We start from the raw sequence: 15402 nt of genomic DNA, 5'->3' as shown, positions 1-15402 counted from the left end.
CGAGTCACGGACTTCGCACCTGCGTCAGGGCTCAGTCCATGCGCTCGGGGTAGGTCATCACCAGAAACGCCAACGCTTCACTGTCGGCGGGGTTTCGGTAGCGGTGCGGCTGGTCGGCGTAGAACAGAATCGAGTCGCCGGTGGACAACAAGTAGCGCTCTTCATTGACGCTGACTTCGAGCACGCCCTGGGCGACTACGAGGTTTTCCTGCACCCCTGGGCCATGCCCGTTGGAGATTTCTTCCCCTAATGCACCAAGACGGATCTCGTAAAATTCAGATTGGCGTGCCATGTCGAAGGGGAACAACGCCCGACTGACAAACACACCACTGGCACTGACCAGTCGCTTGCTGTGTTGCGCAGGCAAAAGTTCCACGCCTTCAAAGGCGCGGTCCTCGAGAAATGCAGCGATCGAGACCTTCAAGCCTTTGGCAATCTTGCACAGCACCTTGATCGACGGCACGCTGCGGCCTGACTCGATTTGCGCAAGCATTGCTCTGCTGACGCCGGTCAGGCGGGCGAGTGCGTCCATGGATAAATAGCGTTTGCTGCGCAACCGTTGCAGGTTGCGCGCGACCCGGGGGCCTATCAGGTCCTCATCGCTCTGGATGCTGTCACCGGATCCCTGTGCTGTTTGTTCCTGACCCTCAACGGTGTGTAGAAAATTCATTGATTCAGGCCTGGCGCGTCTCGCTGGAGGTGCTTGCAACGGCAACGGTGAAACTGGAAACGCTGGCCCTGGCGACGTACATGGCCCACATCAGTTCAGCCGCAGCCCGTGCCTGGCGTCGTTTGCGGTAAAGATTGAAATCGATGACGTTTGCAGAATCAGACATGAGGCGGCTCTCACAGGTTTTGCATGGGGTTGGCCTGGGCGGGCGGCCAAGTGATGCTCACACTACTGCGAATCCGTATAGATCCATAAATACTGAGTTGGTATGTATTAATTCCATTTGGTGCTTAGCAAGGCGCAGGTGCGCAGCCTTGAGTCATACACCGTTCCCGCTCTATGCTTATGCGAAACAGGTATTAAATTTATACAAAACAGACGGTTAAGCTATATATCAATCAGCCAGTTCAAGGCCCCGCCTGATGTCTCTCCCGTTCGCTTACCTCCACGTAGAAGGCCCGCGATGACCTTCGATTACGCGTTCGCCCTTTCCACGTTGCCTGCGTTTCTCAAAGCCGTTGGTGTCACCCTTCAAGTAGGGCTGATTGCGATTCTGACCTCGCTGAGCGTGGCGATCATCAATGCAGCGATTGCCATGTTTCGGGTGCCGGTGTTGCACCGTTTGGTGCCGGTGTACGTCGAACTTGCCCGTAACACGCCGTTGCTGATCCAGCTGTTTTTCATCTACTTCGCTTTGCCGACGATGGGCATTCGCGTGTCGGGCTTTGCCTCGGCGGTGATCGCCATGACGTTCCTCGGCGGTGCTTACCTGACCGAGATCCTGCGGGCGGGGATTGAAGCGGTGCCCAAGGCGCAGATCGAGTCCGGCCTGTCCATCGGGTTGTCTCGCTGGCAGTTGCTGCGGCACGTCATTCTGCCGCAGGCGGGCATCCTCAGCCTGCCGGCACTGTTCGCCAACTTTGTCTTCCTGCTCAAGGAAACCACCGTGGTGTCGGCGGTTGCGGTACCGGAAATTCTGTACACCACCAAAAGCTATATCGCGCTGTATTACAAGACCTACGAGATGCTTGCGGTGATGACCGGCCTGTGTGTGCTGTTGTTCCTGCCGTTGTCGCTGCTGCTTGGCCTTTTGGAAAGGAGGCTCCAGCATGGCCAGTTCGGGTCTTGAATTGTTGTGGGTGTCGGCGCCGCAATTGATCACCGGGGCAGGCCGAACGCTGGGAATTTCGCTGCTTGCGATCGTCTTCAGCAGTGTGGGTGGCCTGTGTTACGGCGTGTTGCGCAGCCTCGGCAAGCGTTGGCTCGAGATACCGCTGCGCATTTATCTGGAGCTGTTCCGGGCGATCCCCGTGCTGGTCTGGTTGTACCTGTTCTTCTTTGGCTTGCCGATCTTCTTTGGCCTGAGCATTCCGGCGTTCTGGTGCGCGGTTCTGGTGTTGTCGCTGTGGGGGGCCAGCGAGGTCGGCGAAGTGGTGCGCGGCGGGCTGCGTTCCATCCCGCGCGGGCAACGTGAAGCGGGCTTGGCGATCGGCCTCGGTCTGGGCCAGCTGTATGGTCGAGTGCTTTTGCCGCAAGCGCTCAAGCGCCTGACGCCGCCGGTGATCAATGTCTACACGCGCCTGATCAAGACCAGTTCGCTGGCAGTGTTGATCGGCGTCATCGACATCACCAAGGTCGGCCAGCAGATTATCGAGCGCACTTATGAGTCGGTGCTGATCTACGGCTTTCTGTTTTTGTTCTTTTTTATCGTCTGCTATCCGCTGTCAGCCGCCTCGCGCGTGCTTGAAGGGCGCTGGAATCACGCATGAGCACATTGATCGAACTGTCCGGTTTCAGTAAAAACTTCGGTGCTACGCCGGTATTGCGAGACATCGACCTGAAGGTGCAGGAGGGCGAGGTCGTGGTGATTCTCGGCCCCAGCGGTTGCGGCAAGAGCACCTTGCTGCGTTGCCTCAATGGTCTGGAGCTGGGCCACGCGGGCACTCTGCATTTTGCCGGCAAGGCGCTGCCGGCCAACGCCGACTGGCGGCTGGTGAGGCAGCAGATCGGCATGGTGTTTCAGAGCTATCACCTGTTTCCACACATGACTGTGCTCGATAACATCCTGCTCGGCCCGTTGCGCGTGCAAAAGCGTGCGGCGGTCGAGGCCCGTCAGCAGGCTGAAGCGCTGCTGGAACGGGTGGGCCTGGCCGACAAACGCGACGCCTATCCACGCGAGCTGTCCGGCGGCCAGCAGCAGCGTATCGCCATCGTACGTGCGCTGTGCATGAACCCCAAAGTCATGCTGTTCGATGAAGTCACTGCAGCTCTTGATCCAGAGATGGTCAAGGAAGTGCTGGAAGTGATCCTCGATCTGGCACAGGGCGGCATGACCATGCTCATCGTCACCCATGAAATGGCCTTCGCGCGAGCGGTGGCCGACCGAATCCTGTTCATGGACCGTGGAATCATCGCGGAACAGAACGACCCTGAAACTTTCTTCAGCGCCCCGCAGACCGCACGCGCGCAGCAGTTCCTGGAGAGGTTCTCCTACGTGGAAAACATGCCAAAAAGGAAAGCATCGTGAGCTTCAAGACTGCCCTCGTTTTACCGTTGATTGCCTTTACTCTGCTGGCCGGCTGCGACAAGCCCGCCGAACAGAAGCCGGTCGCCAAGGCTGCACCTTCACCATCCACCAGCTACCTCGAAACCATCAAGGCCCGTGACAAACTGATTGTCGGCGTGTTCAGCGACAAACCGCCTTTTGGCTTCGTCAACGAACAAGGTCAGTACGTCGGTTTCGACACCGACCTGGGCAAGCGTTTTGCCAAGGACCTGCTGGGTGACGAGAAGAAAGTCGAGTTCGTGGTGGTCGAGCCTGCCAGCCGCATCCCGTTTTTGCAGAGCGACAAGGTCGATCTGATTCTGGCTAACATGACCGTCACCCCGGAACGCGCCGAGGCCGTGGACTTCACCCACCCCAACCTGCGCGTTGCGGTGCAGGCGCTGGTGCCTGAAGCCAGCCCGGTGAAGACGCTGGACGATCTGGCAAGCAAGACCACCATCGTTACCACCGGCACCACCGCGGATATATGGCTGACGAAAAACCACCCGGACTGGAAAGTGCTGAAGTTCGAGAAAAACTCCGAGTCCCTGCAAGCGCTGGCCAATGGCCGTGGCGACGCTTATGCGCAGGACAACCTGGTGCTGTTCAGCTGGGCGAAGAAAAACCCCGGCTACCGCGTGCTGGAGCAAAAGCTGGGTGACGAAGCGCCCATCGCTCCAGCCGTCAAGAAAGGCAACATTGAACTGCGTGACTGGGTCAACACCGAGCTGACCAGACTGGGCGAAGAGAAATACCTGCTCAAACTCTACGACCAGTATGTGCGCCCTGAGCTGGCCGAAGGCACTGACCCTAATGCGGTCATCGTCGAGGGTGGCAACTGGAAGCCTTGAGGGTCGGCGTTTGAGTGCAGCGCAGAGAGTGCGAACCGGCGTTATGCCGGTTCGTTCGTTGACGAGGCTGTACCCGTTGAGCCTGCGTTGTGTTTCTGAAGCTCTGCTTCCAGGCGGTCAACGAACAGGCGCACCCGGTGAGGAACACGTTGGCGTGTTGGCAGCACCGCCGTGATCGACAGTTGTTCGGGGAGGGCATCTTCAAAGTCTATCTGCCGAAGACTGCCTTCCCTGATTTCCTGCTGAATATCCCAATAGGTCAGCATGGCCAGCCCCAGGCCTTGTTTGCTGGCCGTACGGACGGCTTCGACACTGTTGGCAGAAAAAGACCCCTGCGCCCGAATGGTCACGGGCTCGCCGCCCCGGGTAAAAGACCAGTAAGGCATGCCATGCAAGGCAATACACGGGTGGTGCCTGAGATCGTCCAGTACCGTCGGCGTGCCGCGCCGCACAAGGTAGTCGGGGCTTGCACACACGACCCGAGGGTTGGGTGCCAACGACCGGGCCACCAAGGCCGAGTCGCGTATCGTGGCAATCCGGATGGCGACATCGATCCCCAGCCCGGCAATGTCGACGATGCTGTCCGAAAGCGTCAGGTCGATGCTCAATGCCGGATTTTCCAGCATCAATTCGGGCAGCAGCGGCATGATGACTGTCTGGCCAAACACGCTGGGTGCTGTCACTCGCAAAATGCCGCTGGCAGTGCCTGCGTCTGCTTTCAGCGTGGCACGGGCGGCCTCGCTTGCTTGCAGCATCGTCTTGGCGTGAGGCAGAAAAACTTCGCCTTCCGGGGTCAGTGATACCGAGCGGGTTGTTCGGTGAACCAGCCTCACGCCCAAGTCGTTTTCCAGCGCAGCCAGGCGTCTGGAAACCGCCATCGGAGATAACCCGAGTCGCCGTGCTGCTTCGGACAGGCTCCTGCTGGAGGCGATGGCCGCGAACACCTCAATGTCAGAAATTTGCACAGATTCTATCCATTTCCGTTAAAGCGCCTTATCTGAATGGCTGGGTTCCGCTGAGCTGCCTCAAGACTTACCGTCGTGCAGGTTCTGTCAATGACTGCGGGCCAATCGCAGGCTACCTGCACGGTGAGGTTTTGAAGTATGAGCGAGATAAACAAAGACGTTCCAGCGCTGTTCAATATGGGAAGTCTGAAACTGAAGAACAGGTTCGCACTCGCGCCCATGACCCGAGTCAGCGCGACCGAGCAGGGCTGCGCAACACAGGCCATGGCTCGGTACTACGAGCGATTCGCCAAAGGCGGTTTCGGTCTGATTATCACCGAGGGCAACTACACCGATCGCAGTTTTTCCCAAGGATACCCGTTCCAGCCTGGCCTCACCGATGACGAGCAAGCCCTGGCATGGCGCGCCACGACCGATGCGGTTCATCGTCATGGCAGTGCGGTAATTGCGCAGATCATGCACGCGGGGGCGCTCAGTCAGGCCAATCGCTTCGTCAACGAAGCCGCTGGCCCCTCTGCCATTCGCCCAAAAGGTGAACAGATGGCGTTCTATTATGGCGAGGGCCGCTATCGGGTGCCGCGGGCGATGAGCGACAAGGACATCGCCGATACCCTCGACGGGTTCGCCCGCGCCACGCGACGGGCTGTTGGTGCAGCAGGGTTTGACGGGGTCGAGATTCATGGCGCAAACGGCTATTTGCTGGATCAGTTTCTGACCGATTACACCAATCAGCGAACAGACCAATGGGGCGGTAACGTCTACCAGCGTCTGCGCCTTACGCTCGATGTCATCGCCGAGGTGAAAAAGGCCGCCGGGCAGGCTCCTGTTGGCGTGCGTATTTCGCAAGGCAAGGTCAACGATTTTCAGCACAAATGGGCGGGAGGCGAACGCGACGCAGAGGTCATTTTTGGCGCACTGGCCGATGCCGGTGTCGATTACATTCACATCACGGAGCACCAGGCCTGGCAGCCAGCCTTCGCGCAGGGTGAGGCCAGCCTGGTCAGACTGGCTCGTCGCTACGCGCCCGATGTTGCGCTGATCGCCAATGGCGGGTTGCACGACCCGGAAAAAGCCGCGCAGGTCTTTCGCGATGGCGCAGACATCATCGCCGTGGGCAAGGGCGCGCTGGCCAACCCGGACCTTCCACGGTTGCTGCTCGAGGGCGGGGCAATCCGGGAGTTTGATCCGGCCATTCTCGGGCCGATTGCCAATATCAAAGACAGTGAGCTTGGCTAGCCATTTCTGATCCGTATCAGCGCGTGCCGAGGGCTTTTATAGCCAGCTCGACAGGCGTGGTGCCTTCGGTAAGTTCGATGATCTGTCGGGATATTTCAGGCTGGTCGACCAGTGCTGCCAGAAAAGCCGCTACGTCATCGCGCGGGATGTCGCCATACGGAATGGCCAGACCTGCGCGGACCTGGCCCGAACCTGCGCTATCGACCAAGGTGCCTGGCCTGAGAATGACCCAGTCCAGTTCGGACGATGCCAGGCATACATCGGCGTGTTTCTTGACCCGCATGTAATTCTCGAAGCCCGCTGACGTGTCTGTACCGCGGGCGGCTTCGGGAAATGCCGACACCAGCAGGAAACGCCGCACGCCGGCGAGTTCAGCGGCTGCAACCGAAGTTTTCAGCCCTTCACCGTCAATGGCGTTGGTCAGCTCAATGCCTGCACCGCCAGCCCCGGCGGTGAAAACCACCACGTCACTGCCCGCCATTGCGCTGGACAGCGCAGCTGCATCCATCTCGACGAGGTTTGCGAGCAAGGGCAGGGCGCCGGCTGCCTTGATCAGCACCGATTGCTCCTCCTTGCGGTGCAAGGCGATCACTTCATGACCGCCGTCGCCAAGTTTTTTTATAAGGCGCTGGCCAACCTTGCCTGCAGCCCCGATGACAAAAACTCTGGACATCAGATATTCCTCTGTTGGTGAAGTGCCAGCACTTGTCTGGTGCCGGCACTCCTGTCGAATCAACCTTCAAACTGGTGGTAAACCTTGGCAATCACTTTCCAGGTGCCATCGATTCTTATCAGCGTCAGGTAGTCATTGTAGTCAGCACCGATCGCATCCTTTTCCATGTCAATGCGTACCACTGCGGTGGTTGGAGTGATGGCAAGTATGTCCAGGCGCGTTGTGATATCGGGCGCAGTGCCGTTGGTTTCGACAAACGTGTACAGGTTGCTGATCGGGCCGCCCAATAGTTGACCGTTGGTGAAGCCATACATCACCGCATCCTTGTGGAACGCTTCTTCGATAGTGGCGACGCTACCGCTACGCAAGCCCTCTACGTATTTGCTGGCGGTTGCGATGACGGCGTTGTAATCGCTGGTGGGTACGGCTTTGATGTTCTTGCTCATGGGTAGTACTCCTGGGGAGGGAACAGCAGAAATGGGGCAGGGCTCGAGTCGCCTTCAATACTGACCGAGCGGCCAGTCGGTGTAGCCTTTGGCACCCCCGCCGTAGTACGACTCACGTGGGGCAATGGTCAGTTCGGCCCCATGAAACAGGCGGGCAACCAGGTCGGGGTTGGAGATGAACAGGCGGCCGAATGCGACCGCGTCGATCTTGCCTTGCGCCCGGCGCTCGACCGCCATCTCAAGGTCGTAGTTGTTGTTGCCAATGAACGGGCCGTGGAACTGAGCGCTCAGGGCGTCCATATCGACCCCTTCCGGCACTTCGCGGGACGTGGCGGTTGCGCCCTCGACGAAGTGCAGATACGCAAGATTGAGCGTGTTCAACTGCTGGATCAGATAACCGTGCAGGCCCATTACGTTGCTGTCCGGCGCGGTGTTGCCCGCATCGGGCGTCACCGGTGACAAGCGAATGCCGACCCGGTCATTGCCCCAGATGTCCACGATGGCCTGGGTCACTTCCAGTGTCAGGCGGGCGCGGTTTTCTATCGAACCGCCGTAGTGATCGGTGCGTTGATTGGTGGAGTCGCGCAGAAACTGGTCGAGCAGATAGCTGTTGGCCGAGTGCACTTCAACGCCATCAAAACCGGCTCGCTTGGCGTTCTCGGCTGCGTGCCTGTACTGCGCGATGATGCCGGAGATTTCATCGGTTTCCAGCGCGCGCGGCATGGACACAGGCACAAAACCGTCGACGGTATAGGTGTTGCCTTCAGCCTGGAGGGCGGAGGGCGCTACCGGGGCTTCCCCGCCGGGTTGCAGATCAACACCGGAGAACCGGCCAACGTGCCAGAGCTGGCTGACGATCTTGCCACCGGCGGCATGCACCGCGTCGGTCACTTTCCGCCAGCCCGCCACTTGCTTCTCGTTCCAGATCCCGGGCGTTGCGGCGTAGCCCCGGCCTTGAGCGGAAATGTTGGTTGCTTCGGCCACGATCATTCCTGCCGTCGCACGTTGCGCATAGTAGGTGGCGTGCAGGTCTTTTGGCACACCGTCCTCGGCGTAGCGGCTGCGTGTCACAGGCGCCATCACAATCCGGTTCGCCAGATCGATCGAGCCCATCTGCACGGGAGAGAAAAGGTCGGTGGCCTTACTCAAGTCATTCATAGAAAACACCCAAAAGTAGACCGGTCGTCTACTAAAAATGGTTAAAAAAAAGCACCCGCTACTTGAGCAGGCGCTTGGTCATGTTCAACGCTTTATCGAAAGACTCGGTGGACTTGTTGACCTTCACCAGCAGGGAAGCGCCAAGCCAGAGTTGATAAAGCGATTCTGCGAAACCCTGATGATCGCCTTCGGGGTGAATGCTGCCGTCGGATACACCCATTTCGACACAGGCGCTGATGCGCTGGATGATTTTTGCAGTGCCGACTTCCAGCACGCAACGCATGTCCTCGGACAGATCGCACACTTCAGCGCCGAGTTTGACCACCAGGCATTTGCCTTCGGGCAGGTCGGTGCCTTGGGTTTCTGACCAGTACATAAAATAGGCCAGCAACCGTTCAGCGCCTGTGCCGGGGCGTGCCATAAGGGCGTCGACCCGGCCCAGGTACTCGGAAAAATACTCTTCCAGCAGCGCCTGACCGAATTCTTCCTTCGATTTGAAATAGTAGTAAAACGAGCCTTTGGGTACGCCCGCCGTGATCAATACTTCTGCGAGACCGACAGCGGTATAGCCTTTGTTCGTCATCAGTGACCTGGCAACATCGATGATGTGCTGGCGCATGTCGTGGACTGGTTTCTTCATAATGGCGAGCATCCTACTCATAAACCGACCGGTCGTCTAGCTGATTTTCGCTGGGTAGAATCTCGCCGTGGTTTTTGTCATGGAATCAGAAGGCCGGTTTCTTTTCAGGATCGAACCGTCAGGAAGCGACTGGTCAAGAAGGAACAGGCGCTTGAGCATCCATCAAGCTCTGGCTTTTCAGTTCCGCCCAAAACGCTGCGGGAATACCCACCTTCATTGCCTGTACATTGGACATTACCTGCCCCGGCGAGCGCGCCCCCGGAATGATCGCTGACACTTGCGGGTGTGCCGCTGCGAATTGCAGGGCGGCAGTATGAATGTCGATGCCATGCCGGGCAGCAACCGCCATGATTCGCTTGCGCTTTTCTACCGCCCCGGCAGGTAGCTCCAGGCTGAAGTTGTATCGGTTGCGCCCTCCCAGAAACCCGTCATTGAGAGGGGTTCCCACCACAACGCTGGTGCCTTTCCTGTGCAGCGCCGGAAAGGTATTGCGTAACGCTTCACTGTGGTCGATGAGGGAATACTGGCAGGCAAGCAGCACGATGTCGGGCGTCGGGTCATCGCTGCCCATTGCCTGAACCACCGCATTCGGCGTATTGACTCCAAAACCCCATGCCTTGATGAGGCCCTCGTCCCGCATCTTTTCAAGCTCGACCATCGCGCCGGTACGCGCAATTCGATACGCCGCTTCCCATCCGCCTTCCAGTTCGGTGTTATCTGGCGAGAGGTCATGGATGAAGACGATATCGATACGTGGCAGCCCCAGCCGCTGCAGGCTGTCTTCCACGGAGCGACGCGCGCCTGCTGCGGTGTAGTCATACCGGTAATTGAAGGGCGCCGGTGATTTCCAGATAGCATGATCCTGTCGCGCGCCACCGGCGGCCGTCAATACGCGACCGACTTTGGTGGAGATCACGTAGTCGGCTGGATCTTTGCCCCGCAGGAAGCGGCCCAAGCGATATTCGCTCAGGCCAAACCCGTAGAACGGCGAGGTGTCATAAAGCCTTACGCCTGCATTCCAGGCAGCCTGGAGAACCAGATCCGCCTGTTCGTCGCTGATCGGCGCAAAGATATTGCCGATCTGCGTCCCGCCCATACCAAAGCGTTGCGGCGTCATGTACCTCATTGTCGGCGAGGGCAGATTGAGGGGCAGGTTTGCGCGCACCAGCCGTCCTTCCGTGCGCATCACGCTTGCGCGCTCAGTCAGCGAGGAGGGCACCGGGGCTGCGGCCGCCGTACTTGCGATACTGGATGCGGGCAGCAAAGCGGCGGCAACAGCACCCGCCGCTGAATAGGTAAGAAAATCTCGTCTGTCCATCCGGCGTTCCTTTCACGGTTGAGGTTTCAAAAGGCTCATAAAAGCCAGTATGGGTAAATGGAAATTAGAACAATGCAGATCAGGCGAGTGACCCTAATACGCCTTGTCTTTTGCACAATCCTGCCGATGCACTTGTGCTGAGCACGCACTCTCAGCAGACTCGAACATTCGGTTAAAAGGGGCGCATGTGATGACGAGCAGTTCCATCTCGCAGTTCGGTTTGAACCCTGTGCATTCCCTGACTTCGCGTGCACCCGCCGAGCCCGATGAACGCCTCCAGGCACTCAAGCGGCTTATCGGAAAGGTCACCCCGCAGATTGGCTTGAACGACGTCTGCAAAACGTCCATTCCAGACCTCACCTTCTACCGAATGGACAAACTGGCCACGCCCACCTACTGCATTTACGAGCCCTGTGTGGCCATCATTCTGCAGGGCGCCAAGGAGATCACCTTCGGCGAGCAAGCCTGTGAGTTTGCGCAAGGGTCTTTCTTCGTCACATCGGTCGATATTCCGACGCTTGCTCGCGTTACTGCCGCCAGCGAGCAGACACCCTATTTATCCATTGTGTTGAAGCTCGATCTTTCCATGCTCAACGACGTTATCCAGACCCAGGCACCGCTGAAGCAAGAGGCGACACCTGAGGCCCGAGGCTTTGCGTCTGGCATGGCATCAAGTGAAATGCTCGACGCCTTCGCTCGACTCTCCGCGTTGACCGGGCAGCCGCTGGAAGCAGGCTTGATGTCGGACCTTATCAAGCGGGAGATATGTGTTCGGTTGTTGCTGAGTTGCGCTGGCCAGTGGTTACGCAGCGTGACGCGCGATGGTTACAGAGACAAAGGCATCGTGAGGGCCATTGAGTGGTTGAAACTTCACTACGACGAGCCGCTGCATGTAGCTCAACTGGCTCAGCTATCGGGAATGGCCAGTTCGACGCTGCATCACAACTTTCGCAAGCTGACCGGCACCAGCCCTGTTCAGTATCAAAAGTCGTTACGGTTGCAAGCCGCGCGCAGCCTGATGCTGACCGAGAGGGTTGACGTGAACACCGCCGCGCTGCGAGTGGGCTATGAAAGCGTCGCGCAGTTCAGTCGCGAATACGCCCGGCGCTTCGGAGCGCCACCCTCCAGAGACATCAAGTACGCCCGGGAAGCTGGCGGGCGGCGCGACTAGCCGCTTCGCAACGAGAACAGCTTTTAAAGCAACTGCCCACCGGAAACATCAAACGTCGTGCCGTTGGCCCAGGCCATGTCATCGGACAGAATCGCGGCGACCGCTGCGCCTATGTCAGCTGGCAGGCCGACACGTCCCAGAGCGATGCCTTGTGCTACATAGGCGTTCACGTCTTTGTTGTCGCGCACTGCGCCGCCGCCAAAATCGGTTGCGATGGCACCAGGGGCAATGGCATTCACCCGAATTTGACGCGAGCCTAGCTCTACGGCCATGTACCGGGTCAGCACTTCCAGCGCCGCTTTTACCGCGGCATAAAGGCTGTAGCCGGGCAGGGTGAAACGCACGAAGCCTGAGGAAACGTTAAGGACACGGCCACCGTCTTCCATCAGCGGCAACAGCTTCTGGGTGAGGAAAACCGGGCCGCGAAGGTGCGTGGCGACCAGTGAGGCAAACTGCTCTTCGGTTGCGTCGACAAAGTTCGCGAACAGGCCATTGCCGGCATTATTGACGAGAAAGTCGAAGCGCTCGCGGGCGAACTCGGTCTTCAGCGTGTCAGTCACGGCGCTTGAAAAGGCCGGATAGCTGGCGGTTTCGGTGATGTACAGGGGCAGCAGCGCAATCTTTCCGCCTTGCGCCTCGATTTCCTGCTTCAACGAGTGGGCTTGTGCCACGCCGCTGCGGTAAGTGCCGATGATGTGCACGCCGCGCTTGGCAAGGTGAAGGGCCATGTTGCGGCCAAGGCCACGGCTGGCGCCGGTGATGAGTGCGATTTGCTGGGTCATGGGTTTATCTCTGTTGGGTTTAGGCGCGCCTTTCGGCGCTTTCCTGACCCGCTCAAGATAGGCAATCAGAGGCTTGCAACCCACTCCCAATACGCTCAATTGATTGCCTGATTGTCTCAATCAGCTTGAGTAGCGGCCGGGCGCATGCTTAATCACGGCATGAACAATGACCTCGCACCGCATCTCGACATCGCCCTGCGCCATTCGCCACCGGGCTTGGCCGCGACGCCGATCCCACGGGTGGATATCTGCGTCGGCCAGGGCTTTACCGAAAAGGCGCCGTGCCTGTATCGCTCAATGATCTGCTTCATCCTGCAAGGGTCGAAGCGCGTTGCGATCAACGACAATCTTCTGAGCTACGACAGCGAGCACTACCTGATCAGCGCCCTGGACCTGCCTTTGATCGGGCAGATTCTTGATGCCGAAGACGGGCAACCTTATGTTGCGGTATCGCTCGTGCTGGACCCGGCCTTATTGGCGGTACTGGCGGCGAGCATGCCTGCGGTTCGCGAGCGGGAGCAGAAAGGCATTGGCATCACGATCAACCCGATGAGCGCGCCGCTGCGAGACACCTTGCTGCGCTTGTTGTCATTGCTCGACACGCCTGACGATATCCCGATTCTGGCGCCCATGGTCGAACGGGAGTTGCTCTATCGTCTTCTTCAAGGGCCTCAAGGGCGGCTGTTGCGGCAGATTGCGCAACCCGATGGCGCGCTGGGCAGCATTCGGCGAGCCGTTGCATGGATTAGGAATAACTACAATGCCCGGCTTCGTATTGAGGCGTTGTGTGACGCAAGCGGCATGAGCCGCGCTAGTCTGCATCGCCATTTTCTGTCGATGACGGGCCTTAGCCCCGTGCAGTATCAGAAACAACTCAGATTGCAGGAAGCTCGCCAGCTGTTGCTGGCTGGCGAGCATCGCGCATCCGACGTGGCGTTTGCGGTCGGCTATGAAAGCGCTTCGCAGTTCAGCCGCGAATACCTGCGGCAATTCTGTGCATCGCCTGCCCGCGATGTGCGCGAGATAAGGCAGGCGATCGGCACGCCAACAAGGGCGTAAATGGTCGCTCACGCTCACGCCTGGTCCACGGGCTCGGCCACGCCCTGATCCTCCCCCAGAAATCCGCCACTCTGGTGATGCCACAACCGCGCATACACACCATTTTTCGCGAGCAGTTCGGTGTGAGTGCCTTGCTCGATGATGCGCCCGTCATCCATGACAATGAGCCGGTCCATGGCCGCAATGGTGGACAGCCGATGGGCGATGGCGATTACGGTCTTGCCCTGCATCATTTCATCGAGGCTTTCCTGAATGGCCACTTCGACTTCTGAGTCGAGGGCACTGGTAGCCTCGTCAAGCAGCAGGATCGGAGCGTTTTTCAGCATCACTCTGGCAATCGCGACACGTTGACGCTGGCCGCCCGAAAGCTTGATACCGCGCTCGCCCACCAGGGTGTCGTAGCCGCTGTGACCCTGCTTGTCGCTCAACTGGCTGATGAACCCGTCGGCCTGGGCATTCGCTGCGGCACTGCGAACCTGTTCGTCGGTTGCATCCGGGCGGCCATAGGCGATGTTGTCGCGAATGGACCGGTGCAGCAGGGACGTGTCCTGAGTGACCATGCCGATGGCGCTGCGCAGACTGTCCTGGGTGACGTGCGCGATGTTCTGCCCATCGATGCGAATCTCGCCCTTGTCCACGTCGTAGAAGCGCAACAGCAGGTTAATGAGCGTGGATTTACCGGCGCCGGAGCGACCCACCAGCCCGATTTTCTCGCCTGCACGAATGCTCAGGTTCAGGCCATCGAGTACCTGACGTTCGCCGTTGTAGTTGAAGCCCACATTGTCGAAGCTCACCGCGCCGCCGGTGGTCTTCAGAACTGCCGCGTCAGGTGCATCCTGCACCTTGGGGCCGCGGGTCAGGGTTGCCATACCGTCTTGTACGGTGCCGATGTTCTCGAACAGCGAGGTCATCTGCCACATGATCCAGTGCGACATGCCATTAATGCGTAATGCCATGGCGGTAATCGCCGCCACCGCGCCGGTGCCGACCTGACCCTGATGCCACAGCCACAGGGCATAACCGCCCGCAGCCATGATCAACGCGACCACGAGTGCCTGATTGACGATCTCGAACTGGCTGACCAGGCGCATCTGGCGCAAGCCGGTCTGCTTGAAATCCTCCATCGCCGCGCGTGCGAAATGCGCTTCGCGTTTGGAGTGGGAGAACAGTTTCACCGTGGTGATATTGGTGTAGGCATCCGAGATACGCCCGGTCATTGATGACCGCGCATTGGCCTGTTCTTGCCCGACCTTGCCCAGGCGCGGCACGAAGTGCAGCATGGCCAGCCCGAACAACACGATCCAGGCAATGAAAGGCAGCATCAGTTTCAGGTCAAAGCCGCCGGCCAGTGCGATGATCGCGATGAAGTACACGCCGATCCCCGGTGCGATCTCGATGATAGTGAACAGCACATCGCGCACAGACAGCGCCGTCTGCATCACCTTGGTCGTGACCCGGCCAGAGAACTCATCGGAGAAGAACGAAAGGCTTTGCCGCAGCATCAGGCGGTGGAAATCCCAGCGCAGCCGCAGCGGCAGGTTGATTGCCAACACCTGATGCTGAACCATGGTGCGCAATGCCACCAGCGCAATGCTGGTCAGCAATATGACGCCGATGCTCCACAGCACGCGGCTTTCCTGCAAGGCCGCATCGCCGCCGGCCTGCCAGGTCGAGAGCAGGTCCACGACCTGCCCGAGGAACGAAAACAGCCAGGCTTCGTAAATCGACACGCCAGCACTGAGCAGCGCGAGCGCAAGCACATAGCCGCGTGCGCCCCGAGTGCAGGCCCACAGAAACCGCGTCAGACCGTCAGGCGGCGGCGGCACTTCGTCGGGCGGGAAGGGGTCGAGCCATTTTTCAAATGCGCGAAGCATGGTGATCTCCAAAA

General features: G+C 59.0%; 17 protein-coding genes. 7 read left to right on the top strand and 10 right to left on the bottom strand.

Annotated elements, in window-relative coordinates:
* Positions 1 to 31: 31 nt before the first annotated feature.
* Together PSPTO_RS15960 and PSPTO_RS29905 are read right to left on the bottom strand one after the other, a co-directional pair.
* The gene (locus PSPTO_RS15960) at positions 32 to 670 is read right to left on the bottom strand and encodes a helix-turn-helix domain-containing protein (RefSeq protein WP_005766154.1); all 639 of its coding nucleotides are present in this window, start codon (positions 668 to 670) and stop codon (positions 32 to 34) included.
* A gap of 4 nt (positions 671 to 674) precedes the next feature.
* Positions 675 to 836 (bottom strand): hypothetical protein, encoded by a 162-nt coding sequence (locus PSPTO_RS29905; protein WP_005766152.1) that lies wholly within the window; start codon positions 834 to 836, stop codon positions 675 to 677.
* A gap of 297 nt (positions 837 to 1133) precedes the next feature.
* Here PSPTO_RS29905 and PSPTO_RS15955 point away from each other — a divergent pair, with 297 nt between their 5' ends.
* Genes PSPTO_RS15955 through PSPTO_RS15940 form a run of 4 tightly spaced genes read left to right on the top strand, consistent with a single transcriptional unit; the run spans position 1134 to position 4066 of the window.
* A complete protein-coding gene (locus PSPTO_RS15955) occupies positions 1134 to 1799 on the top strand; it encodes an amino acid ABC transporter permease (RefSeq protein ID WP_005766150.1) in 666 nt (221 codons plus the stop codon).
* A complete protein-coding gene (locus PSPTO_RS15950; protein ID WP_011104377.1) occupies positions 1780 to 2439 on the top strand; it encodes an amino acid ABC transporter permease in 660 nt (219 codons plus the stop codon). Before PSPTO_RS15955 ends, PSPTO_RS15950 begins: the two co-directional genes overlap by 20 nt.
* Entirely contained in the window at positions 2436 to 3197 is a 762-nt protein-coding gene (locus PSPTO_RS15945) for an amino acid ABC transporter ATP-binding protein (protein ID WP_011104376.1), read from the top strand. The genes PSPTO_RS15950 and PSPTO_RS15945 overlap by 4 nt, the downstream gene beginning before the upstream one ends.
* Positions 3194 to 4066 carry a transporter substrate-binding domain-containing protein gene (locus tag PSPTO_RS15940; RefSeq protein WP_005766145.1) on the top strand — a complete coding sequence of 291 codons (873 nt, stop codon included), beginning with the start codon at positions 3194 to 3196 and terminating at the stop codon, positions 4064 to 4066. Before PSPTO_RS15945 ends, PSPTO_RS15940 begins: the two co-directional genes overlap by 4 nt.
* Positions 4067 to 4107: 41 nt before the next feature.
* Here the strand turns inward: PSPTO_RS15940 and PSPTO_RS15935 are convergent, their stop codons facing one another.
* Positions 4108 to 5031 carry a LysR family transcriptional regulator gene (locus PSPTO_RS15935; RefSeq protein WP_011104375.1) on the bottom strand — a complete coding sequence of 308 codons (924 nt, stop codon included), beginning with the start codon at positions 5029 to 5031 and terminating at the stop codon, positions 4108 to 4110.
* Positions 5032 to 5169: 138 nt separating this feature from the next.
* On the opposite strand from PSPTO_RS15935, the gene PSPTO_RS15930 reads away from it, so the two are divergent.
* Positions 5170 to 6267 (top strand): NADH:flavin oxidoreductase, encoded by a 1098-nt coding sequence (locus tag PSPTO_RS15930; RefSeq protein ID WP_011104374.1) that lies wholly within the window; start codon positions 5170 to 5172, stop codon positions 6265 to 6267.
* Between the two features lie 16 nt (positions 6268 to 6283).
* Here PSPTO_RS15930 and PSPTO_RS15925 read toward each other — a convergent pair whose 3' ends face one another.
* The 5 genes from PSPTO_RS15925 to PSPTO_RS15905 all read right to left on the bottom strand — a co-directional run bounded on the left by PSPTO_RS15925 (position 6284) and on the right by PSPTO_RS15905 (position 10502).
* The gene (locus tag PSPTO_RS15925) at positions 6284 to 6940 is read right to left on the bottom strand and encodes an NAD(P)H-binding protein (RefSeq protein WP_005766140.1); all 657 of its coding nucleotides are present in this window, start codon (positions 6938 to 6940) and stop codon (positions 6284 to 6286) included.
* A gap of 59 nt (positions 6941 to 6999) precedes the next feature.
* Positions 7000 to 7386 carry a nuclear transport factor 2 family protein gene (locus PSPTO_RS15920; protein ID WP_011104373.1) on the bottom strand — a complete coding sequence of 129 codons (387 nt, stop codon included), beginning with the start codon at positions 7384 to 7386 and terminating at the stop codon, positions 7000 to 7002.
* Positions 7387 to 7440: 54 nt separating this feature from the next.
* The gene (locus tag PSPTO_RS15915; protein ID WP_011104372.1) at positions 7441 to 8544 is read right to left on the bottom strand and encodes an alkene reductase; all 1104 of its coding nucleotides are present in this window, start codon (positions 8542 to 8544) and stop codon (positions 7441 to 7443) included.
* 58 nt (positions 8545 to 8602) lie between these two features.
* A complete protein-coding gene (locus PSPTO_RS15910) occupies positions 8603 to 9184 on the bottom strand; it encodes a TetR/AcrR family transcriptional regulator (RefSeq protein WP_011104371.1) in 582 nt (193 codons plus the stop codon).
* A 133-nt stretch (positions 9185 to 9317) separates the two neighbouring features.
* Positions 9318 to 10502 (bottom strand): aldo/keto reductase, encoded by a 1185-nt coding sequence (locus PSPTO_RS15905; protein WP_046463768.1) that lies wholly within the window; start codon positions 10500 to 10502, stop codon positions 9318 to 9320.
* 190 nt (positions 10503 to 10692) lie between these two features.
* On the opposite strand from PSPTO_RS15905, the gene PSPTO_RS15900 reads away from it, so the two are divergent.
* Positions 10693 to 11673 (top strand): AraC family transcriptional regulator, encoded by a 981-nt coding sequence (locus PSPTO_RS15900; protein WP_005766129.1) that lies wholly within the window; start codon positions 10693 to 10695, stop codon positions 11671 to 11673.
* Positions 11674 to 11696: 23 nt separating this feature from the next.
* Here the strand turns inward: PSPTO_RS15900 and PSPTO_RS15895 are convergent, their stop codons facing one another.
* Positions 11697 to 12455, bottom strand: coding sequence for an SDR family NAD(P)-dependent oxidoreductase (locus tag PSPTO_RS15895; protein WP_011104368.1), 759 nt, complete (start codon positions 12453 to 12455; stop codon positions 11697 to 11699).
* Between the two features lie 159 nt (positions 12456 to 12614).
* On the opposite strand from PSPTO_RS15895, the gene PSPTO_RS15890 reads away from it, so the two are divergent.
* A complete protein-coding gene (locus PSPTO_RS15890; protein ID WP_011104367.1) occupies positions 12615 to 13514 on the top strand; it encodes an AraC family transcriptional regulator in 900 nt (299 codons plus the stop codon).
* 14 nt (positions 13515 to 13528) lie between these two features.
* On the opposite strand, the gene PSPTO_RS15885 is transcribed toward PSPTO_RS15890, so the two are convergent.
* The gene (locus PSPTO_RS15885) at positions 13529 to 15388 is read right to left on the bottom strand and encodes an ABC transporter ATP-binding protein (RefSeq protein ID WP_011104366.1); all 1860 of its coding nucleotides are present in this window, start codon (positions 15386 to 15388) and stop codon (positions 13529 to 13531) included.
* Positions 15389 to 15402: the final 14 nt, after the last annotated feature.

The sequence above is a fragment of the Pseudomonas syringae pv. tomato str. DC3000 genome (genome assembly GCF_000007805.1).
Lineage (GTDB): Bacteria > Pseudomonadota > Gammaproteobacteria > Pseudomonadales > Pseudomonadaceae > Aquipseudomonas > Aquipseudomonas avellanae.
This window is presented reverse-complemented; position numbering and strand designations above follow the sequence as displayed.